This is a genomic window from Lysinibacillus xylanilyticus (assembly GCF_001708185.1).
In the GTDB taxonomy this organism is placed as follows: domain Bacteria; phylum Bacillota; class Bacilli; order Bacillales_A; family Planococcaceae; genus Lysinibacillus; species Lysinibacillus xylanilyticus_A.
In genome coordinates this window covers 1-24,567 of record NZ_MDDN01000008.1, presented here as the reverse complement: position 1 = coordinate 24,567, position 24,567 = coordinate 1, and the positions used below count along the sequence as shown (strand labels likewise).

General features: G+C 37.6%; 30 protein-coding genes and 1 pseudogene. 26 read left to right on the top strand and 5 right to left on the bottom strand.

Going from position 1 to position 24,567, the window contains the following annotated elements; translation table 11 throughout:
• Nucleotides 1–122 precede the first annotated feature (122 nt).
• The 16 genes from BFJ97_RS14905 to BFJ97_RS24770 all read left to right on the top strand — a co-directional run bounded on the left by BFJ97_RS14905 (nt 123) and on the right by BFJ97_RS24770 (nt 13,088).
• Nucleotides 123–1,454 (top strand): phenylacetate--CoA ligase family protein, encoded by a 1,332-nt coding sequence (locus BFJ97_RS14905; protein WP_068985447.1) that lies wholly within the window; start codon nt 123–125, stop codon nt 1,452–1,454.
• Complete coding sequence (locus BFJ97_RS14900; protein ID WP_068985446.1) at nt 1,451–2,467, top strand: NAD(P)/FAD-dependent oxidoreductase; 1,017 nt, start codon at nt 1,451–1,453, stop codon at nt 2,465–2,467. The genes BFJ97_RS14905 and BFJ97_RS14900 overlap by 4 nt, the downstream gene beginning before the upstream one ends.
• Before the next feature lie 28 nt (nt 2,468–2,495).
• A complete protein-coding gene (locus BFJ97_RS14895) occupies nt 2,496–2,735 on the top strand; it encodes a ferredoxin (RefSeq protein ID WP_068985445.1) in 240 nt (79 codons plus the stop codon).
• Nucleotides 2,736–2,805: 70 nt separating this feature from the next.
• Nucleotides 2,806–3,759, top strand: coding sequence for a 1,2-phenylacetyl-CoA epoxidase subunit PaaA (gene paaA / locus BFJ97_RS14890; RefSeq protein WP_068985444.1), 954 nt, complete (start codon nt 2,806–2,808; stop codon nt 3,757–3,759).
• Nucleotides 3,760–3,782: 23 nt separating this feature from the next.
• Nucleotides 3,783–4,136, top strand: a complete 354-nt coding sequence (gene paaB / locus BFJ97_RS14885; RefSeq protein ID WP_068985443.1) for a 1,2-phenylacetyl-CoA epoxidase subunit PaaB — start codon at nt 3,783–3,785, stop codon at nt 4,134–4,136.
• Nucleotides 4,129–4,929 carry a 1,2-phenylacetyl-CoA epoxidase subunit PaaC gene (gene paaC / locus BFJ97_RS14880; protein WP_068985442.1) on the top strand — a complete coding sequence of 267 codons (801 nt, stop codon included), beginning with the start codon at nt 4,129–4,131 and terminating at the stop codon, nt 4,927–4,929. Before paaB ends, paaC begins: the two co-directional genes overlap by 8 nt.
• A gap of 11 nt (nt 4,930–4,940) precedes the next feature.
• Nucleotides 4,941–5,438, top strand: coding sequence for a 1,2-phenylacetyl-CoA epoxidase subunit PaaD (gene paaD, locus BFJ97_RS14875; protein ID WP_068985441.1), 498 nt, complete (start codon nt 4,941–4,943; stop codon nt 5,436–5,438).
• A gap of 20 nt (nt 5,439–5,458) precedes the next feature.
• The gene (locus BFJ97_RS14870; RefSeq protein ID WP_068985440.1) at nt 5,459–5,761 is read left to right on the top strand and encodes an EthD family reductase; all 303 of its coding nucleotides are present in this window, start codon (nt 5,459–5,461) and stop codon (nt 5,759–5,761) included.
• The gene (locus BFJ97_RS14865; RefSeq protein ID WP_068985439.1) at nt 5,761–6,537 is read left to right on the top strand and encodes an enoyl-CoA hydratase/isomerase family protein; all 777 of its coding nucleotides are present in this window, start codon (nt 5,761–5,763) and stop codon (nt 6,535–6,537) included. Before BFJ97_RS14870 ends, BFJ97_RS14865 begins: the two co-directional genes overlap by 1 nt.
• Before the next feature lie 2 nt (nt 6,538–6,539).
• Entirely contained in the window at nt 6,540–7,313 is a 774-nt protein-coding gene (locus BFJ97_RS14860; RefSeq protein WP_068985438.1) for an enoyl-CoA hydratase/isomerase family protein, read from the top strand.
• A gap of 17 nt (nt 7,314–7,330) precedes the next feature.
• The gene (locus BFJ97_RS14855; RefSeq protein WP_068985437.1) at nt 7,331–8,839 is read left to right on the top strand and encodes an aldehyde dehydrogenase family protein; all 1,509 of its coding nucleotides are present in this window, start codon (nt 7,331–7,333) and stop codon (nt 8,837–8,839) included.
• A 75-nt stretch (nt 8,840–8,914) separates the two neighbouring features.
• The gene (locus tag BFJ97_RS14850; RefSeq protein WP_068985436.1) at nt 8,915–9,784 is read left to right on the top strand and encodes a 3-hydroxyacyl-CoA dehydrogenase; all 870 of its coding nucleotides are present in this window, start codon (nt 8,915–8,917) and stop codon (nt 9,782–9,784) included.
• Complete coding sequence (locus tag BFJ97_RS14845; RefSeq protein WP_068985435.1) at nt 9,781–10,983, top strand: acetyl-CoA C-acyltransferase; 1,203 nt, start codon at nt 9,781–9,783, stop codon at nt 10,981–10,983. The genes BFJ97_RS14850 and BFJ97_RS14845 overlap by 4 nt, the downstream gene beginning before the upstream one ends.
• Before the next feature lie 159 nt (nt 10,984–11,142).
• Nucleotides 11,143–11,919: an enoyl-CoA hydratase-related protein gene (locus tag BFJ97_RS14840; RefSeq protein ID WP_068985434.1), complete on the top strand. Its 777-nt coding sequence runs from the start codon at nt 11,143–11,145 to the stop codon at nt 11,917–11,919.
• Between the two features lie 21 nt (nt 11,920–11,940).
• The gene (gene paaX / locus BFJ97_RS14835) at nt 11,941–12,765 is read left to right on the top strand and encodes a phenylacetic acid degradation operon negative regulatory protein PaaX (protein ID WP_068985433.1); all 825 of its coding nucleotides are present in this window, start codon (nt 11,941–11,943) and stop codon (nt 12,763–12,765) included.
• A gap of 173 nt (nt 12,766–12,938) precedes the next feature.
• Complete coding sequence (locus BFJ97_RS24770; protein ID WP_175401767.1) at nt 12,939–13,088, top strand: hypothetical protein; 150 nt, start codon at nt 12,939–12,941, stop codon at nt 13,086–13,088.
• 39 nt (nt 13,089–13,127) lie between these two features.
• On the opposite strand, the gene BFJ97_RS14830 is transcribed toward BFJ97_RS24770, so the two are convergent.
• The gene (locus BFJ97_RS14830) at nt 13,128–13,532 is read right to left on the bottom strand and encodes a PaaI family thioesterase (RefSeq protein ID WP_083227059.1); all 405 of its coding nucleotides are present in this window, start codon (nt 13,530–13,532) and stop codon (nt 13,128–13,130) included.
• On the bottom strand, nt 13,529–14,506 hold the full coding sequence (locus BFJ97_RS14825; protein WP_068985431.1) for an NAD(P)H-dependent flavin oxidoreductase: 978 nt from the start codon (nt 14,504–14,506) through the stop codon (nt 13,529–13,531). The genes BFJ97_RS14830 and BFJ97_RS14825 overlap by 4 nt, the downstream gene beginning before the upstream one ends.
• A gap of 74 nt (nt 14,507–14,580) precedes the next feature.
• On the opposite strand from BFJ97_RS14825, the gene BFJ97_RS14820 reads away from it, so the two are divergent.
• The 4 genes from BFJ97_RS14820 (at nt 14,581) to BFJ97_RS14805 (ending at nt 17,777) form a co-directional block, all read left to right on the top strand.
• A complete protein-coding gene (locus BFJ97_RS14820) occupies nt 14,581–15,096 on the top strand; it encodes a gamma carbonic anhydrase family protein (protein WP_068985430.1) in 516 nt (171 codons plus the stop codon).
• A gap of 384 nt (nt 15,097–15,480) precedes the next feature.
• Nucleotides 15,481–15,900: a hypothetical protein gene (locus BFJ97_RS14815; RefSeq protein ID WP_068985429.1), complete on the top strand. Its 420-nt coding sequence runs from the start codon at nt 15,481–15,483 to the stop codon at nt 15,898–15,900.
• Between the two features lie 253 nt (nt 15,901–16,153).
• Nucleotides 16,154–17,098 (top strand): DnaD domain protein, encoded by a 945-nt coding sequence (locus BFJ97_RS14810; RefSeq protein WP_068985428.1) that lies wholly within the window; start codon nt 16,154–16,156, stop codon nt 17,096–17,098.
• Nucleotides 17,099–17,216: 118 nt separating this feature from the next.
• Entirely contained in the window at nt 17,217–17,777 is a 561-nt protein-coding gene (locus BFJ97_RS14805) for a GNAT family N-acetyltransferase (protein WP_068985427.1), read from the top strand.
• A gap of 134 nt (nt 17,778–17,911) precedes the next feature.
• Here the strand turns inward: BFJ97_RS14805 and BFJ97_RS25265 are convergent, their stop codons facing one another.
• Both BFJ97_RS25265 and BFJ97_RS25260 read right to left on the bottom strand, forming a co-directional pair.
• Nucleotides 17,912–18,322, bottom strand: a complete 411-nt coding sequence (locus tag BFJ97_RS25265; protein ID WP_368072751.1) for a phosphotransferase — start codon at nt 18,320–18,322, stop codon at nt 17,912–17,914.
• 52 nt (nt 18,323–18,374) lie between these two features.
• On the bottom strand, nt 18,375–18,815 hold the full coding sequence (locus BFJ97_RS25260) for a phosphotransferase (protein WP_254660181.1): 441 nt from the start codon (nt 18,813–18,815) through the stop codon (nt 18,375–18,377).
• Between the two features lie 841 nt (nt 18,816–19,656).
• On the opposite strand from BFJ97_RS25260, the gene BFJ97_RS14790 reads away from it, so the two are divergent.
• Nucleotides 19,657–20,271: a Type 1 glutamine amidotransferase-like domain-containing protein gene (locus tag BFJ97_RS14790; protein WP_068985425.1), complete on the top strand. Its 615-nt coding sequence runs from the start codon at nt 19,657–19,659 to the stop codon at nt 20,269–20,271.
• A 28-nt stretch (nt 20,272–20,299) separates the two neighbouring features.
• On the opposite strand, the pseudogene BFJ97_RS23740 reads toward BFJ97_RS14790, so the two are convergent.
• A pseudogene (locus tag BFJ97_RS23740) lies at nt 20,300–20,841 on the bottom strand (IS1/IS1595 family N-terminal zinc-binding domain-containing protein).
• Between the two features lie 312 nt (nt 20,842–21,153).
• Between BFJ97_RS23740 and BFJ97_RS14780 the strand changes: the two are divergent.
• From BFJ97_RS14780 to BFJ97_RS14765, 5 genes are all read left to right on the top strand, one after another.
• Nucleotides 21,154–22,158: a phosphotransferase enzyme family protein gene (locus BFJ97_RS14780; protein ID WP_068985423.1), complete on the top strand. Its 1,005-nt coding sequence runs from the start codon at nt 21,154–21,156 to the stop codon at nt 22,156–22,158.
• Nucleotides 22,159–22,461: 303 nt separating this feature from the next.
• Nucleotides 22,462–22,635, top strand: coding sequence for a hypothetical protein (locus BFJ97_RS24765; RefSeq protein WP_175401766.1), 174 nt, complete (start codon nt 22,462–22,464; stop codon nt 22,633–22,635).
• Between the two features lie 250 nt (nt 22,636–22,885).
• Nucleotides 22,886–23,248: a hypothetical protein gene (locus BFJ97_RS14775; RefSeq protein ID WP_068985422.1), complete on the top strand. Its 363-nt coding sequence runs from the start codon at nt 22,886–22,888 to the stop codon at nt 23,246–23,248.
• A gap of 133 nt (nt 23,249–23,381) precedes the next feature.
• Nucleotides 23,382–23,900, top strand: a complete 519-nt coding sequence (locus BFJ97_RS14770) for a hypothetical protein (RefSeq protein WP_068985566.1) — start codon at nt 23,382–23,384, stop codon at nt 23,898–23,900.
• Nucleotides 23,901–24,088: 188 nt separating this feature from the next.
• Nucleotides 24,089–24,454, top strand: coding sequence for a CcdC protein domain-containing protein (locus tag BFJ97_RS14765; protein ID WP_139114453.1), 366 nt, complete (start codon nt 24,089–24,091; stop codon nt 24,452–24,454).
• Nucleotides 24,455–24,567 lie beyond the last annotated feature (113 nt).

The window sequence follows — 24,567 nt, the reverse complement described above, 5'->3', positions numbered from 1 at the left end:
CAATTCGGACAAATAAGTTTATCGTAAAATTAATTACGGAATACAAACTCTCGTAATTTATTTGTTACACAAAGATAAATATAGTTGTACCGAATTGGAATAGCATAAGGGGGGCTAGGAAAATGTATCATCTAGAAATAGAAACAGCTTCAAGGGGAGAAATGGCAAGGATTCAACTAGAGCGTTTAAAAGCAACGGTTGAAAATGTCTATAACAACACACCTTTCTACAAGGAACAGTTTGATCAGCTCGGGGTAAAGCCGGCTGATATTCAAAGGTTAGAAGATATTCGCAAATTGCCATTTACGAAAAAAATAAATTTACGTGAGCAATATCCATTTAAGCTTTTCGCAGTACCGATGGATGATGTAGTGCGCATTCATGGTTCTTCGGGAACTAGTGGAAAACCAACAATTGTCGGGTATACAAAAAATGATATCGATATGTGGTCGGGACTTTTAGCTCGCGCTATTGTTACCGCAGGGGGACGCAAATCAGATATTTTTCATAATGCATATGGATACGGTCTATTTACTGGTGGGATAGGTTTACACTACGGAGCTGAAACATTAGGAGCGGCCGTTGTACCAGTCTCAGGAGGAAATACAGAACGTCAAATTACATTAATTGAAGATTTTAAACCGCGAGGCATCGCAGGTACACCTTCTTATATTCTGAACATCGCTGAAAAGATGGAGGAAATGGGCATTGATCCAGCGATGAACGGGATTGAATATGGAATTTTTGGTGCAGAGCCTTGGTCAGAGGAAATGCGTCGTGCGATAGAAGATAAATTAAAAATTCGTGCAATGGATATTTACGGTTTAAGTGAAGTGATGGGTCCTGGTGTTTCGGTTGAATGCTATGAAGCACAAGATGGTTTACATATTGCAGAAGACCATTTCTTCGTAGAAATTATCGATCCAGATACATTAGAACCTGTAGCTGACGGTGAAGATGGTGAATTGGTTATTACTAGTTTAACAAAGGAAGCGCTACCAATTATTCGTTATCGTACAGGTGATATTACATCGATTACACGTGAAAAATGTAAATGTGGACGGACAACTATGCGGATGGCGCGTGTGAAAGGACGAACGGATGACATGTTAATTATTCGTGGCGTCAATGTCTTCCCGTCTGAAATCGAGCGTGAGTTGTTACAAATTGAAGGTTTGGCACCGCATTATCAAATCCATTTGTTGAAAAAGGGCAATATGGATGCGATCGAACTCCATGTGGAGTTAACGCCAAAACTATATGAAAAAGTAAAAGGTGATCTAAATCATCCGCTAATTCAATTACTGACAAAGGAAATCAAGCACGATTTAAAAAATGCCTGTTTAATTTCTGTAAGTCTGGTCATTGAAAATATTGGTACTATTCCACGCTCTGAAGGAAAAGCAATTCGTATCATTGATAGAAGAAAAGAACAGAAGGGGGTTCTTCAATGATAGATACTGAGCAAATAAATGATGTGACCATTATAGGTGGGGGTCCTGTTGGTATGTTTGCTGCCTTCTATGGTGGTATGCGAGGCATGAGCGTCAAAATAATCGAAAGTCTTCCTCAGCTGGGCGGCCAATTAGCGGCACTTTATCCAGAAAAATATATTTATGATATTGCGGGTTTTCCGAAAATTCGCGCGCAAGATCTTATTTATAATTTAAAACAGCAAATGAATACTTTCCCAGTTGATGTTTGTACGAATGAATCTGTACAAACAATCGAAAAAGATGTAAACGGTATTTTCAAACTTGTCACGACTACGGGTACTCATTATTCACGAACAATACTAATCACTGCCGGAAACGGTGCGTTTAAAGTTCGTACGCTAGAGTTTGATGGGGAAGACAAGTATGCACAACATAATTTACACTACTTCATTAATGACCTCAATGCGTTTAAAGATCGTAACGTGATGGTTTTTGGTGGCGGTGATTCAGCGGTTGATTGGGCAATGATGCTAGAACCAATTGCTAAAAAGGTCTCTATAGTCCACAGACGTGATAAATTTCGTGCACATGAACATAGTGTAGAAAACTTAATGCAATCTTCAGTTGAAGTGATTACACCTTATGTACCTAAAGAATTAATAGGGGAAGAGCACATTACACATGTGAAATTAAAGCATGCAAAAGACGAAACACAACAGCCCATCTATGGAGTCGATGATATTATCGTGAACTTTGGTTTTGTTTCCTCTTTAGGTGCTATTAAAGACTGGGGCTTAGAAATTAGTAAAAACTCCATCGTCGTTAATTCTCGAATGGAAACGAACATTCCAGGTATTTATGCGGCAGGTGATATTTGCACATATGATGGGAAAGTAAAATTAATTGTCAGTGGTTTCGGAGAGGCACCTACGGCAATTAGTAATGCGAAAGTATATATTGACCCAACATCGAAAGTGCAGCCGTTGCATAGTACGAGTGTAATGGAAGAAAAAAAGAAACAGCTTTCCTAATGCTGTAGTTTGTGAAAGGAGTGAGTACATGGCGAAATTCACTAGAGTAGATCAAGATACATGTATTGCTTGTGGTGCATGTGGCGCATCGGCACCGGATATTTTTGATTATAATGACGAAGGAATTGCATTTGTTATTTTAGACAATAACCAAGGTTGCCAAGAAGTTCCGATTGATTTATATGATGATTTAGAGGATGCAATGGAAGGCTGTCCAACAGAATCCATTAAAGTAGCAAATAATAATAAGGTCTTGTTGGAAGTGTGATTTTTTTGCACTACAACATAACATAATAGTAACGATTATCGGAAATTGGTTATATAAGGAGGCTTTTACTATGAGTGTCGTTACACAATTATCTGAACAAGAATTACAGCAGCAATTTGAGGCGCGTATTGCTGCTGGAGAGAAGATTGAAGTAGATGATTGGATGCCAGAAGAATACCGCTTAGCGCTAATCAAATTAATTTCAATGCATGGTATTAGTGAAATTATGGGCGCTCTACCTGAAAAAGAATGGGTTCCGAAAGCACCGACTTTATATCGTAAGTTAGGAATTATGGCAAAGGTTCAAGATGAGATGGGGCATGGTCAATTATTATTACGCGTAGCAGAAGATTTACTTAAGCCATATGGTAAAAATCGCGGCGATTTAATGATTGATTTATTCGAAGGACGCCTCAAATTCCACAACGTATTCCATATGGAAGCAAAATCATGGGGGGATGCGGGGTTAATCGGCTGGCTTGTTGACGGCGCTGCCATTATTTCGCAAACAAACATGTTAGGTTCTTCATACGGACCTTATGCGCGTGCCTTGCAACGTATTTGTGCGGAAGAAGTATTCCATGCACAACACGGTGAAGCCATTATTATGGCATTAGCAGAAGGCACACCGGAACAACGTGCACTTGTACAAGATGCGTTAAATCGTTGGTGGGAATCATTGTTATTTTTCTTTGGCCCAGCAACAAAAGATACAACAGGTACTAGTAAACAAGATCTAACGATTAAATATAAAATTCGTGTCTTAACGAATGAGGAGTTAAGACAAAATTTCTTAACAAAATATATTCCTCGTATTCAATCGATCGGTTTAACTGTGCCAGACTCAACTTTGCACTTTGATGAAGCACAAAATAAATGGATTTACCAAGAGCCAAACTGGGAATATTTCAAAAAAATCCAGCGCAACGAAGGTCCATGCTCACAAGAACGCTTAGCACTTCGTCGTTCATCTTACGAAAATAATGCTTGGGTACGGGAAGCATTAACGGCTCTAGTAAATTAACTAGTAGAGAGAGGAGGAGCATCATGAAAAAGCAATCTTTCTATCAAGAATTTGAAGTATTTAGTAAACGAACACCAACATCAAATTTTCAACATCAGTTTAGTCTCTTAGCGCCGAATGGAGAAATGGCGCTAATTATGGCACAGGAAAACTTTATGCGTCGGGAGCCAGTAGTGGACATTTGGGTCGTCAATCGCAAACATTTACACGGTCTAACTCAAGACAGTAAACAAGCGCTGCAACGCCTAGACAATAAAGATTACCGTACAACAAAGGGCTATGGCTATTTAAAGAAAAAATGGCGTCACTATGAACAAGTCATGTTGGATGAAAAAGAAATCCTATCTTGGGCAGGAGGGGGTAAGGAAAATGAATAACGAAGTAACGCCTGAATATAAAAAAGCAGTCATTACGTTACTTTATCAATTAGCGGACGATGATTATTTATTTTCATATCGTGGCTCCGAGTGGCTTGGGTTAGCGCCGCATATTGAGGAAGACGTAGCGTTTTCATCCATTACACAAGATACGATGGGGCATGCGAAATTATTTTACACACTTTTAGAAGAACTTGGTGAAGGTATTTCAGACTCGTTAGCACAGCTTCGACCTAAAGAGGAGCGTTGTAATAGTTTACTTGTAGAACGACCGAATGGAGAAGGTTACTACAAGGAAGCACCGAATTACGACTGGGGTTACGCCATCGCACGCAATTTTGTTTATACAACGGCGAAAAAAGCGAAAATGGATGCGCTAAAAGCGAGTAGTTATGCCCCTATCCGAGAAGTGGCTGTGAAAATTAGTACGGAGCTTTATTATCATCAGATGCATTGGACAACATGGTTTACTCAATTATGTACAGCAACAGAGGAATCACGTTCCCGCATGATGATAGCATTACAGGAAGTGATAAAGGATGCTGGTGATTTATTGGCTTTTGGCAAGTCCGCTACGCATCTAGCAGCATGTGAATTAATCGAGTCAGAAGCTGCCATAAAAGAACGTTGGTTGGCTATTGTAACACCAACTTTTGAAGCGGTAGAAATCACAATACCTGGACTACCTGCACCGAAGATCAATGGTCGCAACGGGCAACATACAGACGATTTAACATCGGCAATCGAAACGATGTCAGAGGTGTATCGTTCTGATTTAGCGGCAAGCTGGTAAGGAGGGAAACGATGCCAACTACTGATCTGCACGAAGCGCACATCTATGAGGTGCTCGATACAGTGAAGGACCCAGAAATTGATACGGTGAGTATTATTGACCTTGGCATGGTTGAACGTGTGCAAGTGAATGATGGCCATATCCGTATTGAAGTGCTACCAACATTTTCAGGATGTCCTGCACTGACAATCATTCAACAAAATATAAAAAAAGCAATCGAACAACTAGAAGACGTTCGTGAAGTAAGTGTCGTGTTTATAAATAATCCTACCTGGACTTCGGATCGAGTAACAGCGAAGGGACGAGAAGGACTAAAGCAATTTGGTATTGCTCCACCACCTCGTTTTTTACAAGAAGATGGCTCTTGGCATGTAGATTGCCCGTACTGTGGCTCTACGTATGTAACACTTGAAAATATTTTTGGTCCAACAGCGTGTCGCAGTATTTTATATTGCAAAAGCTGTAAAAACCCATTTGAGGCAATGAAATTAATTTCTACTTCGATGTAGACAAAGGAGCGTATTTTACTATGGCAAAATTAATCGCGTTATATAAACATCCAGTTGATAAGGCTGCATTTGATGAGCATTACGAAAAGGTTCATACTCCGATTACTGCGAAAATCCCAGGCTTACGTGAAATGAAAGTGACAAAATTTAATTCAACGCCGATGGGCACAGAAACGCCATACTACTTAATGTGTGAAATGACCTATGATAGCGCAGAAGATTTAAAGCTTGGGCTACGTTCACCAGAAGGGAAAGCATCTGGTAAAGATTTAATGAGCTTTGCGAGCGATATCGTCACACTAATAATCGGTGAAGATGCCTAATGCCAGCATTCACATTTATTGAAATAACAATGGACAGTGGGATCGGGTATATCTACTTAAACCGCCCTCGCCAATACAATTCATTAAATCGTGCAATGGTACGTGAAATTGTGCAGGCAATGGAAATGTTTGATCGTGATGAGCACGTACAGGTCATCGTTTTAGCTGGAAATGGAAAAGCGTTCTCATCCGGTGCAGATATTGATGAGATGGCGGCAGACAATACGATTCGTTTGGAGCTATTAAATCAATTCGCCGATTGGGATCGAATAGGGCAAATTAAAAAGCCTATTATCGGTAGTGTTAAAGGGTTTGTTTTCGGAGGTGGCTTTGAATTAGCCCTGTGCTGCGATGTATTAATTGCCGCAGAGGGTACAGAATTTAGTTTCCCTGAAATAAACCTTGGTGTAATGCCTGGCGCAGGTGGTACACAGCGCTTAACAAAATTAGTAGGGCGAACAAAAGCATTAGAGTGGATTTGGAGCGCGGCGCGGATTACTGCCGAAGAAGCCCTCGCATATGGCGTCATCAACAAAATAGTACAGCCTGAAATATTAATAGAGGAAACACATAAAACAGCGATGATGCTCGCGCAAAAACCTGCCCTTGCTTTACGACTCATAAAGGAAGCAGTCAACAAAGCTGTAGACTACTCGCTCTACGAAGGTATGCAGTTTGAACGTAAAAATTTCTATGTATTGTTCTCTTCAGAAGATCAAAAAGAAGGCATGCAAGCATTCGTTGAAAAACGTCAAGCGAACTTTAAGGGGAGATAATTATGTTTGAAACGATTCAATACGAACTAAAAGAATCCGTAGCGTATATTTCATTAAATCGTCCCGACGCATTAAATGCTTTCACGGCACAGATGAATCACGAAATTCGTACAGCTGTCAAACAAGCATCTACAGATGATTCGGTACGTTGTATTGTACTACGTGGTGAAGGGCGAGCATTTTGTTCAGGTCAAGATCTTTCGGTTATTGATGAAGGTACTAAACTTGGTGATATTTTAACAGATTACTATGGTCCAATGGTACAACAACTACATAGCTGTGAAAAACCGATAATCGCAGCTGTGAGTGGTGCAGCGGCGGGGGCTGGTTTTAGTTTAGCCCTTGCTGCCGACTTTCGCGTGATGGCAGAAAAGTCCTTCTTTATGAATGCTTTCATCCATGTAGGGTTAATTCCTGATTCAGGGAATTTATACTATTTAAAACGATTAGTAGGCGACGCGAAAGCTCTTGAAATATCTATATTCGGTCAACGCATTAAACCAGATGAAGCCAAGCAATTAGGCTTAGCAACAGCTGTTTATAGCAACGAAACATTTGAAGAGGATGTGCATACATTCGCTCAACAGATTGTCCAGTTACCGACAAAAGCAATGGGTCTTATTAAACGTAATATCAAGGCGGCAGAACATTTAAAGTTCGAAGATTTCCTTGCTTACGAAGCACAAAGTCAAAGTATTGCTGGAGCGACAGACGATCACCAAGAAGGTATGAAAGCATTTGCAGAAAAAAGACAACCTCAATTTAGCGGACAATAAAAAAGGAGTGAATGACAATGGCACAACAAGTACAAGAGCAAGTTTCAGTGAAACGTGATTTTTATCATTTAATTATTAATGGTGAAAAAGTGGAGAGCAGTAAAGGCGAGACATTCCAAACGATTAATCCTGCGACAGGAGAAGTCGTAGCGACTGTCGCAAAAGCCTCACAGGAAGATGCGGAACGTGCAGTACAAGCAGCTCGCGAAGCATTTGATCACGGTAAATGGAAACAATATCCCGTGAATCGTCGTGCACAAGTGCTTCATAAAATTGCTACTATCATGCGTTCTCGTTTTAATGAAATCGTCGAGCTAGAAATGCTGGATACAGGAAAATCACTTGGCACAGCGCAGGGTCAAGTAAACCAAGCAATAGAAGATTTCGAATTTTATGCAGGCGCGATTGTTGGTCATCGCGGAGCAGTAAATAATATGCCGGGTCAATTCCATAACTACACGGAAAAAGAGCCTGTTGGCGTATGTGCACAAATTGTTCCTTGGAATTACCCACTTATGATGGCTGCTTGGAAGATTGCTCCAGCCATTGCCGTTGGTTGCTCCGTTATTGTGAAACCAGCATCTTTAACGCCTTTGACAGCAATCGTGTTAGGTGAAATTTGCATAGAAGCAGGTGTACCAGCCGGGGTTGTCAACATCGTTCCTGGATCAGGGAAAGATGTAGGGAATTACTTAGTAGAACATCAGCAAGTCGATAAAGTAGCCTTTACAGGTTCAACGCCAGTCGGCAAAGGCATTATGGAAAAAGCTTCACAAACATTAAAACGCGTTACATTAGAGCTAGGTGGAAAATCACCAAATCTAGTGTTCGAAGATGCAGATATCGATGCAGCGGTAGATGGCTCGTTATACGGCATTTTCTATAACTCAGGCCAATCTTGTGAAGCACGTTCACGCTTATATGTACACAAAGACATTTACGATGAGTTTTTAGAGAAATTTGTCGCGAAAACAAAAGCGATAAAACTAGGTGATCCATTCGATAAAGGGACTCATATGGGGGCAATTATCGACCAAGACCAATTAAATACGATCGATTGCTATGTAAAATCTGCCATTGAAGAGGGCGCAACGATTTTAACAGGTGGCAAAGTGGCAGCTGTAGAGGGCTTTGAAAATGGTTTCTGGTATGAGCCAACTATAATTGCTGACGTCAATCAATCCATGAAAGTCGTTTGTGAAGAAATATTTGGTCCAGTCGTGGTTGTCATGCCATTTAGCGATGAAAAAGAAGCAATTCGATTAGCGAACGATTCTGAGTTTGGTTTAGGCTCAGCGGTTTGGTCAAAAGACGGTGCACGTGCTACTCGTGTAGCCAATCAAATCCAAGCAGGAATCGTGATGGTCAATTGTCCATTCTCTGCAATGCCGGGTACTCCGTTTGGCGGGTATAAGCAATCTGGTTTCGGACGTGAACTATGTATCGAAACATTAGACTTATATACAGAGACAAAAAGTATCATTTCATATTATGGTAGCCGCCCACTTAATCCACTAGGCGTCTAACTAAGACAAAAACCATATGCGATGAGATATTTCCACTCTTCGTATATGGTTTTCACAATAAAGGAGGCAGTTTAAATGAAAAAAGTTATTGTCATCGGATCAGGGGTTATGGGACGTGGAATTGCCTACGTAAGTGCAGTTAGTGGCTTCGAAACAGCTATTATAGACATAAACGAACAGGCGTTACAAAATGCTCAAAATGAAATCAACTCCATATTCGAAAAATCCGTTGTACGCGGAAAATTAACAGCGCAACAAGTACAAGAAGCGATGTTACGTCTGACTTATGTAACAGATTTAGCGACTGTCGCAAATGAAGCAGACTTAATTATTGAAGCTGTACCCGAAAAAAGCGACATTAAACGAGCTGTCTTTGAGCGGATGGAACAGTATGCATCCTCTCATTGTTTATTTGCAACAAATACGTCAACAATGAGCCCGACAGAAATTGCTTCCTATGCAAAGCGACCTGAACAAACAATTGCGATGCACTTCTTTAATCCTGTCCATAAAATGGAACTCGTTGAGGTGATTAGAGGTTTGGAAACAAGTGATGAGACGGTCCGAACTATTTGCGAAATTGCGAAACAAATGGGTAAACAAACTGTCGTCATTAATGAGTTTCCAGGTTTTGTTACAAGTCGTATTAGTGCGCTTGTTGGTAATGAAGCCTTTTACATGTTACAAGAAGGTTTAGGTAGTCCGGAAGACATCGATAAAGCGATTAAGCTCGGCTTGAATTATCCTATGGGGCCATTCGAATTGGTCGATTTAGTCGGTCTTGATGCACGTCTAAATAATTTACGTTATTTACATGAAAAGCTCGGTGAAAAATACCGCCCAGCACCACTGCTCGAACAATATGTCCAAGCTGGACGTTTAGGGAGAAAGAGTGGGAAAGGTGTCTATGACTATAGCGAGCAAAAAGAGGTGGTGAAAAAATGACGGAAGTCGTTATTGTAGATGCTGTACGTACACCGATTGGACGTTATAAAGGTGCATTAAAAACCGTTCGGCCGGATGATTTAGCTGCTATTGTCATTAAGGCACTTATAGAACGAAACCCAAAAGTGTCAGCTGAACAAATTGAGGATGTTATTTTCGGAAATGCCAACCAAGCAGGAGAAGATAATCGAAATGTCTCGCGGATGGCTGCATTACTTGCTGAACTACCAATTGAAGTTGGAGGGACAACCATTAACCGACTTTGTGGTTCGGGAATGGATGCTATACATTTCGCAGCACGGGCTATTAAAAGTGGTGAAGGCGATATTTTTATCGCAGGTGGTACGGAAAGTATGACGCGTGCGCCATTTGTAATGGGTAAACCGGAAGTAGATTATCCAAGAGGCGATCAAAAGATGTTTGATACGACGATTGGCTGGCGCTTTACGAATCCGAAGTTGCAAAATATGTATGGAGCAGATACAATGCCACAAACTGCTGAAAACGTAGCCCAGCGCTTTCACATTAGCCGTGAGGAACAAGATGCATTTGCGTTTGAAAGCCAACAACGTGCAAAAAAAGCGATGGCCACAAATCGATTCGCAGAAGAAATCGTACCCGTCTATTTGAAAGATAAAAAAGGAAATGACATCATCGTAGATACAGATGAACATCCACGCCCAGATACATCATTAGAAGCACTTGCTAAACTACGACCTATTTTTGAAGATGGGACTGTTACAGCCGGTAATGCTTCTGGCGTGAATGATGGTGCCTCAGCATTATTACTAATGAGTGCAGAAAAAGCAAAAGAGTTAGGTATAACACCATTAGCACGATATGTAACAGGTGCTGTTGCAGGATTAGAGCCTGCTGTTATGGGGTTAGGTCCTATCCATTCTTCAAGAAAAGCATTACAACGCGCTGGCCTAACAACAAATGACATCGGTTTATATGAAATCAATGAAGCATTTGCGTCCCAAGCATTAGAATCTATTAAGCAACTTGAACTAAATCCAGCGCAAGTGAATGTCAATGGAGGCGCGATCGCATTTGGTCATCCACTAGGAGCGAGCGGTGCGCGAATAGTGACAACATTACTTTACGAGATGAAAAAACAAAACGTACAATATGGACTTGCTTCTATGTGTATTGGTGTAGGGCAGGGGATTGCAACGATTATTGAAAATATTGAATGATCATTAAAAAGAAAATGGTCAAAGGAATTTTCGTGAAGCGTCATACTTTCTTTATAGGACAACTTAATTTTATTAACATAATAGTTTTTTAAAAAATATGAAACGGCGCAATCGATGTGCCGTTTTTTAAATAGACAAATGAAAAAGGAGAGTTTGCAAATGAAAAGTATTTCATTTAGAATAGAAAATTATATTGCTTATGTAACAATAAATCGTCCAGAGGTGTTAAATTGTTTCAACTATGATGCATTGTCGCAACTGCAACAAATAGTGGACGAATTACATATAGCTGAGAATGTCCGCGTCGTAATTTTTACAGGTGCGGGTGATAAGGCATTTAGTGCAGGTGCAGATTTAAAAGAACGAAAAACATTAACAATACAAGAAGTATATCGGAACGTACGAGCAATTCGAGACGTGTTTAATAGTATAGCGAATTTACCACAACCAACTATAGCGGCAGTCAATGGACATGCACTAGGTGGGGGATTTGAATGGTTATTAGCATGTGATTTTGCGATTGCAGTAAACGAAGCACTACTCGGACTAACTGAAACAAGTTGGGCAATAATCCCTGGGGCAGGTGGTACGCAACGACTACCACGCTTAATCGGCGAAATGAAGGCGAAAGAAATGATCCTAACAGCAGCGAAAATAACAGCTTCTGAGGCAGCATCACTAGGCATCGTGTTAAAGACAGTGCCCCGTGAATCGTTGTTAATGGAATGTGAATCACTCGCAATGCGGATGATGCAAAATGGTCCTGTAGCTGTTCGTCAAGCCAAATATGCCATTTCACAAGGGATGAATACCGATATTCAAACGGGTCTTGCCATCGAATCGAAGGCATATGAGCTAGTCATTCCGACAGAGGATCGTCTTGAAGCATTACAGGCATTTAGTGAGAAACGCCAACCTGCATTTCAAGGAAAATGAGTAAGAAAGTAGAGGGAGAGAATGGGCGCAAATACACAGTCGATGATTTTTACGCTCTATGGCGATTATATCATGCATTACGGTTCAAAAATTTGGATTGGTAGTTTGATTCGTTTGTTAAAAGAATTTGGTCACACAGAGCAAAATGTACGCGTTTCTGTATCTAGAATGGTCAAACAAGGATGGCTGCAATCAGAAAAACGAGGGAATCGTAGTTATTATTTTTTAACAAAACGCGGTGAAAAGCGGATGCAAGAAGCGGCAAATCGTATTTTTAAATTGAAACCGACGAAGTGGGATGGACAATGGCGACTTTTGATGTACTCAATTCCAGAAGATAAGCGTCAAATACGGGATGAATTACGGAAAGAGCTCTTATGGAGTGGATTTGGTTCCTTTTCGAATGGCTGTTGGATCTCTCCGAATAATTTAGAAGAAGAGGTTAAACTACTCATTCAAAAATATGATGTTGCTAATTATGTAGACTTTTTTACAGCTGAATATATAGGCCCTCATGATCATGAAACGCTTATTGAAAAAAGCTGGTCGTTGGCTGAGATTGAAGCCCGTTATGAGAAGTTTATGGATCAATATAGTAAGCAGTACATTATCCATCAAAGCACAATCTCACGAAAAGAAATGTCGGATGCGGAATGTTTTGTAGAGCGTACAAATCTCGTTCATGAATATCGTAAATTCTTATTTATCGATCCAGGACTGCCACAAGAATTATTACCGCCTATGTGGAGTGGAAATCATGCTGCGCTCTTATTCCAAGAATATTATAATTTACTAGAAGGTCCATCATACCGTTTCTTTGAAGAAATATTTCATGCTGATAATTAAAAAGCGAAAAAAGAGCTTGTCCATATTTTTTTGGATAAGCTTTTTTGGTGTTGAAAAACTATGGAATCAGTAAAATTAAGGTGTCGTATTAAAGTATAGTTCTTCGGTAACGCGAGGGGGTAATTTCCATTGCGGCTGTGCTTCGCTGCAAGGTCTCGGGGCGACAGGTGTTTTTGCACGAAAGCGAAGCGGCAGCAACAGATGTTTTTTTGTGCGAAAGCGAAGCGGCAGCAACAGATATTTTTTTGTGCGAAAGCGAAGCGACAGCAACAGATATTTTTTTGTGCGAAAGCGAAGCGACAGCAACAAATATTTGTTTTTAAACATTTTGAGAGCTTTCCGATATTGGATAAGTTTTTTGTTTACAGGATCATGATAGAAGATGTTATTTTGGCGATACACTGCTCATTTTGGAAAACGGATGCCTCTACATAGCATGTTTTTCGCCCTTGTTTGACAATTATTGATTCAATCATAGTAGTTCCGATGTGAAGTGGTCGTAAAAATGTTGTTTGCAGATTAATCGATGCGAATCCTTGATTATTTTCTAATATAGAAGCCATCGAATAGGCCATCGTGATATCGGCTGCCGAAGTGATGAATCCGCCCATTACGACTTGATGACCATTTAAAAAACGTTCGTTCACCTCCCAAGAGCAAACGGCTTTTCCTGCAATAGCCGATTTTACTTGGATACCTAACGTTTGATCACACGCTGGTGGATCAATTTCTCCAGCAATCACTCGTTTTAAATCGATTAAGGTCACGATTGAACACTCCTAACTGAGTCTTTGAAATTATTCAGTAATGTACGATTTAGACAGTTCTGAGCTTCTTCCATCATATTCTCGATAAGAGTCGCAACGGTCGGCAAGTCTTGAATGATTCCTGCAATTTGACCACTATTCATAAAACCAGCTTGTTCCTGACCTTCAATAGCCCCTTTAATATGAAAGATTTCGGATGTACGTTCTTGATAGTCAACGAGAGTTATACCTTCAGCCTCGTCAGCAAGCAGTGAGGAGGCGTACGGTGATTGTAACACACGGCGAACCTGTCCAACCGAGCGTCCTAGAATGACTGTTTCCACATCAGTAGCATCCAGTAGCCTTTGTTTATAGGTCGGATGTACAGGCATTTCTTTTGTTGCAATAAAGCGTGTTCCCATCTGTACACCGGCTGCTCCAAGCATGAATGCAGCAGCCAAGCCACGTCCATCACCAATACCACCAGCGGCCACTACAGGTACAGAAACGGCATCAACTACTTGAGGAATCAATGTAAAGGTTGTTAATTCTAAATTGGAGTTAATTCCTGCAGCTTCATAACCTTCCACAACAATCACATCTGCGCCACCTTGCTCTGCTTTAAGAGCTTGTTTCACAGATGCTACAACAGCAATCACACGAATTTGATGAGCATGCAATTTCTCTATATATAATGTTGGATTACCTGCCGATAATGAAACGACCGGTATTTTATGTGTTATAGCCAATTGCAATAATTCTTTTGTATGAGGATTAACATTGATTGGCACATTAAGCGCAAATGGTTTTTGTGTAAGTTGCTTCGTTGCTACAATACGTTCCTCAACTTCAGCAGAAGTCATTGTTCCACAGCCAATTGTCCCTAAGCCACCTGCATTCGATACAGCTGCCGCAAGTTCAGGGCTACTGATATTACCCATTCCACCTTGAATAATTGGAAATTGAATTGCTAATACAGAACATAATTGATTCAAAAATAGCACCTCCGTTTAAAATGTGTTATACTAAATTCTAGCAAAATATTCAGATGAATGAAAGGATGAATTTAATGGAGATTACATACGCTTTAAAAAAGCCAAATGTTCATGATTCAGTATTTCAAGCACCAGGCACGTATATTATTGGAGATGTTACGATTGGTGAACAATCATCTATTTGGTTTAACGCCGTACTACGGGGCGATGAAGACAGTATCACAATCGGAAAACGCTGTAGTATTCAAGATAATGCAACTATTCATTTATATGAAGGGGCACCGGTAGTTGTAGAAGACGATGTAACAGTAGGCCATCAAGTAGTCTTACATGGTTGTAAAATTGGTCGCCGTTCGATTGTTGGTATGGGTTCTGTTATTTTAGATCATGCTGAAATTGGGGAAGAGTGTATTATCGGTGCAAACACACTTATCACACAAGGCTCTAAAATACCGCCACGTTCATTGGTCGTAGGCTCACCAGGAAAAGTCGTACGCCAACTGCAAGACAAAGACATCGAGTTAATCCAGCTATCAATCGACACATACGTACAAAAAGGAAAAGAATTTAAAGAATTACTAGAGGACTAATTTTAGCTGAAGTTCTCTTTGAATAGTAACGGTTGTAAACCCAAAAAAGTAAACATTTTGTAAGGATTGAGTTCAGTATCGTCTTGAACTTAGTCCTTTTCATTTTGTCTTCATTCGATTTTGATTGCTGCCAAAAGAAGTGAAAACTTGATGAGCTTGGATTTAAAAATGAGGAATGATATATGAAAGGTTATCATTTCTCATTTATCCACACTATATAGTATTATAAAGATTCAGGCGTGTTGATCCTGTCGCTTCGCTTTTGTCACAAAGCAAAACTTCTCGCAGGAAAGCGAGGAGCCCGTAGCGGAATTCAGAGCCTTCTATTTAATTAGGGAGGATAATACGTACCTGATAAAGTGTAGAATTAAGGAGTGTGAGAATATGAGATTCATGAAATTCCTTCTGATTATTTTAATTTTCCTAGGTGTTATTGGTTATGGGGTTTATCATTATGGTACAAAAATTGCATCTGATAAGATAGCAGATACAGTATCAACAGAATTAGAGAACAGCGGACAAAAAGATGAAATTAAGAATGTGATTGAAAGTGACCCACAACTAAAAACATATATGGAAGAGGCTAAAACTGCAGACAGCAGCAAATTGCCGTTTACGACTAAAGAAGAAGCTACAAAAGTATTAATTCAAAAAGTTGGTATTTCGGAGCTTAATAATATAAGAGTAAAAGTACAAAATGGTTCGATGACAAAAGAACAGGTCATTCAAGAAATGGAAGGTAAATTAACGGAAGAAGAAATTACGGCACTTAAAGTAATTGTTTATAAAGAGTTATATCAATAGAACGTTTATAGATTGTAAAAAAGAAAAAGCAACATTGCATTTAATTGCAAAAGTTTAGGACATGCCCCTGTAGCATGTCCTAATTTTTTTTGCTTTCTAAAGCAAAGTAGTTCATCTTGCAAAAAAAATAGTAAAGCTTTGTCCCTTATTGTTGTCAAAACCTGTATATAAGTTAATAAAGTGGAATTGCGAAGAAGTGTGATTGGTTGAAACGCAATTGTCCTTAGATCTCAAAAACAAAAGGAGGGGCATCATGGTCATATTTAGAGTTCAAAAAAAAGATAATTATGTCGTGTTGGATAAAGGATTTTTGAATGACAATCGTTTAAGTTGGAGAGCAAAAGGTTTACTTGCTTACATGTTGTCATTGCCAAATGATTGGTTATTTTCTATTGCTGATTTAGCCATTCGAAGTAAGTGTGGTCGTGATACAACGGCTAACATTATCAAGGAGCTAACGAATGCTGGCTATATTCACAAGGAGCAGGGCAGAACAAACCTTGGAAAGTTTGGCAAAATGGATCTCTTAGTTTTCGAAACACCACAATCTGCACCGTTTACTGAAAATCAGGTAACGGAAAACCTGCTGACGGAAAACCCGCTGACGGAAAACTCGCTGACGGAGAACCCGCTGACGGAGAACCCGCTAACGGAAAATCCGTCACTACTAATTAATAAATCACTAAATAATAATTTACTAAATAATAATTTACTAAATAAAAATAACAATGAAGATAGGAGCCATTTGTCAGCAGAAAATCATTCAAAAATACAAACGGCTTTCCAGTTTTATGAGCAAAATGGCTTTGGCGCTTTAGCTGCTCATGTTGCATACAAAATCGGTCACTGGATTGATGACCTTTCGGAAGAGCTTGTTATTCATGCGATGAAACTAGCAGTAGAAAACAATATACTTCGTTGGAATTACGTTGAGAAAATTCTACACGATTGGACTAACAAAAAATTTAGAACGATTGAGGAGGTAGAAGCCCACCGACTTCGATATACCGCTCAAAAAAAACAACGACATCATTCAATCCGATCCAATCAACAAGGGCGTCAAGAAATTGTTCCTGAATGGTTCCATCAACGGCATGAGGATAACAATGATACGGAAGCGGGCAAAGCTATTGATTTTGAAGCTGAACGTCAAAAAATTTTGGCAACTTTAAGGGAGGCTAAAAGGAGTAGAAGGTGAGATATTTTCAATTCAATCCTAAAGCAAAAGCTTTTGTATCAATGTAGGAAATATACCGACTTTTGGATAATATGATACTATAAAATGGAAGTTTACTATAAAGCAAAGGGGCACATTTATGAGCACAAATTTTAATTTTACAACTTTTCCTGAATTCGAAACGGCACGTTTTATTGTTCGAAAAGCACAGGAAAATGATTGTTTTGACCTTTTTGAGCTTTACTCCGATGAAAGTGTTGTGAAATACATACCATTGGCACCGTTTAAGTCAATTGAGGATGCAAAACATGAAATGAATTGGTATGAAAAAATTTTTAAAGAACAGATTGGGTTAAGGTGGGTAATTGAAGATCCTATGACTAAAAAAGTAATTGGAACATGTGGATTTTTACATTATGAAAAGGCCCATAATCGTATAGAAATTGGTTATGATTTAATGCCTACTTATTGGGGTAAGGGCATTATGAAAGAGACCTTAGAAAGTATCATACATTTTGCTTTTACAAAGATGAACATTAATAAAATAGAAGCAAAAGTCGAACCAGAAAATACATCATCGCTAAGATTGTTGGAAAAATTAAATTTTCAACAAGAAGGTATTTTACGAGAGCATGAATTTGAGAAAGGTCAGTATGTTGATCTTGTTATTTTCTCAAAATTGAAAAGGGAATATCTATAATATGTTCTCTCTGTCAGAAGGTGTGGTTTTTTATATAAACCGTCAAGAATAGGTCTACGATCCGTGAGGTTAAAAATAGTTATACCATCACTTTCTGACATCCAAATTGTCTGAGCAATATGATAATTGGATAATTAAAGAGCTTTATACCATAAAGGTTTAGCGGAAGTGAAATCATCATGATCTTGGATAATCAAATGAATTCTTTCTAAAGCATCATCAAAAGATGAAGGATCGTATTGTTTAGTCCACACGATAGTGGAAAATATATTCATGGCTGCATATAAGGCGAATATCCGCCAAAAAGTATCATCAGGTGACGTTGAGAGATAACCATTAATTTGTCCAATACAATAAGGAATACTAAGTCTTCTGCTAAACAAGGAAAGATTATAAAAATCATGATAGGGATCTCCAAAATCAAATCCATTAAAATCAATTACTCCATTGAAATCACGATTGAATATGATGATATGTCCGAGATGAAAATCATCATGGAGTAAGGTTACAGGTTTATCTTTTAGCAGGTGAAAATTGTGATTAATATAATCGAGTATTTTCTGCTCCTGTGGAATTTTAAAGCGAACCTTTTGATATTCACTTAAATAATAGTTGAATTTCTTTGCGTTGTTCAGCTTCCCAATTCATAGGGTGTGGGGCTTGTAGTTGGTGAATTTTTCTTAATTCTTTGCCGGCTGCAAGGCCAATCGTAAATTGCTCCATATTTGAAAAATTTTTTATGATCTCACCTGCAGGAGTTCCTTCAATGTAACTTAGCAACATGACAGTTAAATTTGCATCATTTTTGTATTCAATCGCTTTATGCGTTTGTACACCTTGTTTTTCTAACTCTCTAAGCAATGAGAATTCTATTTTTCTCTTTTCATGATATTTCATGTCCGATAAGCGTATAAAATACTTGGTTTGACCAATTGTTACTATGTATTTTTCATCTGGTGAATATCCTTTATCAATTTTCTCAAGCAATGAATAACCTTTAAGACTCGATATGTTGTTTATGACATTATCAATTATCATTATTACTTCCTCGCTTTCACAATTCAGAAGGTGAATGATACTATGCGTAGAAGTAATTGTCAATAATTTTCTTGTATTGTAAATTGAAGGAATGGATAAGTTGAATTTCTTTGTGAAGATTCCCGATTCATAGGGTGTGGGCGTGTAGTTGGTGAATTTTTCTTAATTCTTTGCCGGAAAGATTCTTAATGAGCGCATCTGCAGGAGTTCCTTCAATGTAACTTAGTAACATGACAGATAAATTTGCATCATTTTAGTATTCAATCGCTTTTGCGTTTGTACCCCTGTTTTTCTAACTCCAATAAAGTCGGTGATAGTATGTTTAAGCAAAGTATCAGATTGCCATTAATATTTTTTGTAGTATTAACCGCGTTAAAGTTGATTTCTAACAAAGAGGTTAATTGGATTGAAAACATAACGTCCAGTTTTATAATGTTCTTGTTTATTCTGTTATATAAATGGGCGGAAATTCCGTATAAGTGGAATAAGGACGATGAATGAGTAAATCTAAACAATAATTTCCTATTCAACTCCCATGAAAGAACTTGATCATCTTTCATTTTCTGTGATGTAGCGCTGTATTTTGCGCTACATGGATGGCTAACGGAGGGAGGTTAGTCAAACACTACGTTGTGACGCATAAAATATACATTGAAAGAATGTAGGGTTTATCATTCTAAACAACCGGTGCAAGAGTTGCTGAACAAACATGATACGGCAGCTCTTTTTCTTAGGCTGTTTTCTCAAAGATTGTTGTTTTTTGAGTCAAAAGTTCTGACTCCTTTAATTTTTTTCTAAATAAGGATAACAAAACAAAATAGAGAATAGAAGGAGGCTGATTATGTTGAAATTATTATTAACTTCTAATGGTTTTTATACTGACGCTATTAAAAACCACTTTTTAATACTCATTGATGGTGAAGTTAACGAAATGAAGGTCGCTATTATCACAACTGCTTCACCACACAGGGAGAATAATAGGTATGCACAAAAAGCAAAAGAAGATTTTAGAGAGATGGGGTTCCAAAACATTGATTTCATTGACTTGGAATTTGATAACCCTGAAAGTCTTACACAGAAAGATGTCATATACATTAACGGTGGAAATCCATTTAACTTGCTATTTCATACTAAACTGAGTGGTGCAGATAAAATTCTAAGACAGTTAGTTTCAAAAAATGTAGTTATTGTAGGTGCTAGTGCTGGTGCTATTCTACTTGGTCCCAACATCAAAGTCGTTCATTCTTTTACTCCGCAAATGGATACACTAAATACTAAAGATTTTTCAGCATTAGGATTAACGGACCAACTTGTTTTTCCTCACTACGACAGAGAAGATTTGTTCAATGATAGTACAAGCAAGACAATTGAAGATAGACTCAAAGAATTTGAAACCCTTGAAAATTGCGAAATTACGAGACTAAAAGATGATGAATATATCACAGTAGAAAAGTAATTTAATGACCTCTATTTTGAGGTCTATTTTATGTACTTCGCAACATCTCAACCGTTGTATAGTTCGACTTTTGATACGCTGAAATAAGCATTTGCTCTACTCTTTTATCAAATGATAAATTCTTGCCTAATTCGAGCCAACGGAACCAATAGAGGTAGTTGTCCAAATAATGAGTTCCTACATCTTGGAAACGCACCAGTCATCCCTTTAAGCGATTGTGGAAGTTATTAACGTGTTGTATGTGGAATATCCCTTTTTTTACTCGTTGATTTTGACATTTTTCCGGATAACGCGAACCCGAAAAAGGCGTATTTGTCATATCATTGAATGTTTTCCCACAATCCATAAATATCTTTGTCTAGAACGATATTTACCATTACGCTTTACGGCAGTACTTCCACAATGAAGACAACCTAAACCAGACGAAAATCGAGACTCCTTGATCTTAGGAAGTGATTTTCCTATTTTATTTCCATCTCTTGGATATAGATATTGTTTTAATTGCTTAAATAAGGCTAGTTGATCTGCTTTTCCTAATTCTCCGACTGCTTCATACACATATCTCCACATTATTGAACGCCTCCTGGAAATGCATTATATTCAACAATATCCAGTATTTTTAAGATACAACAATCTATACGAAAACAGCCTTTTCTTATTGTAGTAAGTCTTATTGACCTATTAGGGCAGAAATTACAAAAGAGGTATTTGTTATTTTATGTATAATTAGTATATATAGGGCTATTTAGTTTTTATAGCCGAAACTTAAGGAAGGGGTGACATATTGAAAATGATAGAATTTCAAAAAAGCATGCTAATGAGAGGCATTACTTCTTAACTAAGGTTTAATCCTCTCAAAGGTAATGGGAGGAAAAATAAAAGATGATGAATTTAGGAAACATGGTAAGAGGAGTAGCTTCTGATGCTGTTGCTCAGAGTCTCGTTCAATTCTGGGAATATGACGAGGGAACTTTGGAGTTGTGGCGTGCAAGTTCAAACTTTGTGTATGCTTTTGAACGTAATCAAGTTCAATATTTTTTGAGAGTTAGTTTTGAGCAGGATCAATCTATTGAACAAATAAAAGCTGAGTTAGAGTTTATGCAATATTTGCGATTAAATGGATTTCCATCGGTAACACCAATTCAATCAATAAGTGGAGAACTAATTGAAACACTAAAAACACCAGAAGGAACGTATATTGCCGTTGTCTTTAGTGCAGCAAACGGAATCAATTTGGATGCCGATACTATTACTGCAAAACAGATGGAGAAATGGGGAAGATCACTTGCCTCACTTCATTTTTTGTCAAAAACTTTTGAGCCAGTGTCAGAAAGAAGAAAGAGTTGGCTCGACACAGTACAATTCATGGAAGGTGTATTTAAAAAGCATCCAGGAGAACAAATAGCCCTTCAAGAGCTAAGTAAGGTGTCGAATTGGTTTCAATCGTTACCTACTAACAAAGAGGTGTTCGGATTGATACACTATGATTTTCAATTGGATAATATCTTTTTGGAAGAGGATAAGGATCATAGTTTCAATATAATCGACTTTGATGATGCAATATATCACTGGTATGCACTTGATATTGTAACAGCACTTGATGATTTTATTGACGATGACAATCCTCATTCAAAATTACTGCTTCAATCTTTTTTGAACGGATATCGTTCCAAAATGGATTTAGAAAATGATGTAGTGGCTCAATTTCCGCAGTTTCAAAGATATGCAAACTTATATAAGTTCTCCAGAATATTAAAGTCTTTGGATTATGGTGAAATAAATGAAACGCCATCTTGGTTTGTTGGATTGAGGGGTAAATTAGTTCGTGTTGCAGACGAATTAAGACAAAGCTTTCAAAAACCATGGCAACAGGATAACATGAAATAAATTAATAAGCCATTCCAAACTTTTGGGAGTGGCTTTTACTTTTATCTCATAAATAACTGTACAGCTCGAAAAATAGGAATTGTGTTGTTTTTAATAAAATGAATAATAAAGTAGAATTATTTTATTTGGATAATTATGTTAATTTTATTATAGGGATTGAAAAGATGTACTTAAACGGAGCAGTTCATTTTTCTTAGAGTTGATTTTTCTTATGGATATTTATGTTAAAATTGATTTGAAGATTGTGAAGAAATGTACTTAAACTAACGGTCAAAAAGAAGGATTTTAAAGGGAGGCGTCCGAATGGTTGGTTTAGTTATTGTAATTCCGATTATCTCGGTTTTGGTTGGACTATATTTTATAACTTTAGGGCTATGGGAATTAAAAGAAGGCGTAAATAGAAGACAATACATAAAGTATATGTTCACTGGCTTATTTTTGCTGGTGGTTTTACCCTCTATGATTTGGCTATTTTGAAGTAGCTTTTTAATGCGAATGGGTTAAGTATGTGAAAAAATATACTTAAAGTAACGGGGTGCTTTACTTGAAGACAGTCGAGTTGCTTAGACGGCTCTTTTTTCTTGTTCAACATAAGCATGTTAGTTGAATGATGAACTAGAAAGTGTTGTAAAATAATGTGAGAAACGTTTTGTATAGTAGAGGCTCATAAAGGGAGTTGTATGAAAAAATAGCCGATACAAATTGAAGACTTAGGAGATGTGTTAATTTGGCTTATATTCACGAGTTTGGAATAGTTGAATGTATAGAAAAAAATAAAAAGTATGTTGGTTACGAACCTGAAAAATATAATTGCATAGGTGTAGATGGGGACCTTTTTGATGAACTTATGTCTAAGGATTTTGGTAAAAAAATGCATCGCCTAGATACATTTGCACATAACACAAATAGACCTTATAAAAACCTCGCCTATTTTGGAATAACATTGATACCACCGAGTTCTCATAAACAATTTTTAAATATTGTTAGTGAAGCAAACGACGAGTACAAATCAGAAGAACTTGAAAAATTGATGAAAAAAATAGCTGAAGCAATAAAAGAAGATAGATGGTTGATTCATTTTGGTGTTTAATTTTGTCAATACATACATGTAAGCTAAGAGGTGATTGTTCGATTAGAGCAATCGCTTCTTGTGCTAACGGTGCAGGTTAGTTGAAAATCAACAATCAAAAAATAAAGGCTTCAGAAAGATGGGTGGAAGATTTATTTTGAGAAGTGAAATTCAAGAATTGTTTGGTGATTTCAATTTGTTTTCCAGACAAATTGCAAATGTTCAATTGTCAAATCTATCATTTGATGTATATGAATTTAGAGATAAATCTGCAATGCAAGTAGACTTATTATTCACCAGAAAAGGTCAATTTGATAATATTCAAGAGGCATTTTCTGCAATATTTAAAAAGCAATTGTATGATGGAGAAGAATGGGATACCTGTGATGAACCAGACTCTTCAGATGAACAATGGCTAACACTAAAAAATTTCTGGATTAATGAATATTATCCAAGAAAATGTGTTTGTATAGAGTCAGTAAAAGGAGATTTTATAAGTAAATTTAAAAGGGATTTAGCTGATGTGAATGTACCCGAATCAGTTGTTAAAGAACTTTTAATTAGATTAAATCATATCGAAACAATACAAATACAAAAAGGATATGTTCATGAGTGCATATTCGGACAATCTGATAGCCACTATTTTTTGTTTGAATGGGGGATATACGCTTAGAATTATTAAGACTACTAAGATTGTGAAAAAATGTACTTAAACTAACGCAGGCTTTACTTCAATAAGAGGTAGAGCCATTTTCTTTTTAGACTAACTGGGCAATTTAGTTGTATAAGGAAAAACATGGTTTTTATTTAAATTTATGCAATAATAGAAATATTAAAAAAACGTAATTCAGGGAGGTTTTTATGCAAACTGCAATACCAGATACTTCTATGTTTCTAATTATTGGATTGCTCATTTTAGTTCGTAGAATCCGTTCTATGTACAAACCAACCAAAGGCAGAGGAGGGCGATTAATTTTTCCTCTTCTATTTTTAACACCAGGGTTTTCACTTTTTCTGAACGCTTCTGGGCACGTCACATACCTTCAATTATCTATAGCAATTTTTTTAGGAGTGGGTTTTTCGATTCCTCTTATTTTATGGTCAGATTATGAAATACGAAATGATGGTTTAATTTATGCTAAGAAAAGTTCCGCTTTTATAATTACTTTCTCCATTATGATTGCTTTACGTTATTATTTTCGACAACATATTTTGATGTTAGTCTAAATAATGGACACAGAGAATTGGGAGTTTATAAAGTATAATAATCTTAACAATTTACTAGGAGTGTCTAAGATGACAAAACGAAAAAGTTATGACAAAGAATTTAAATTAGAGGC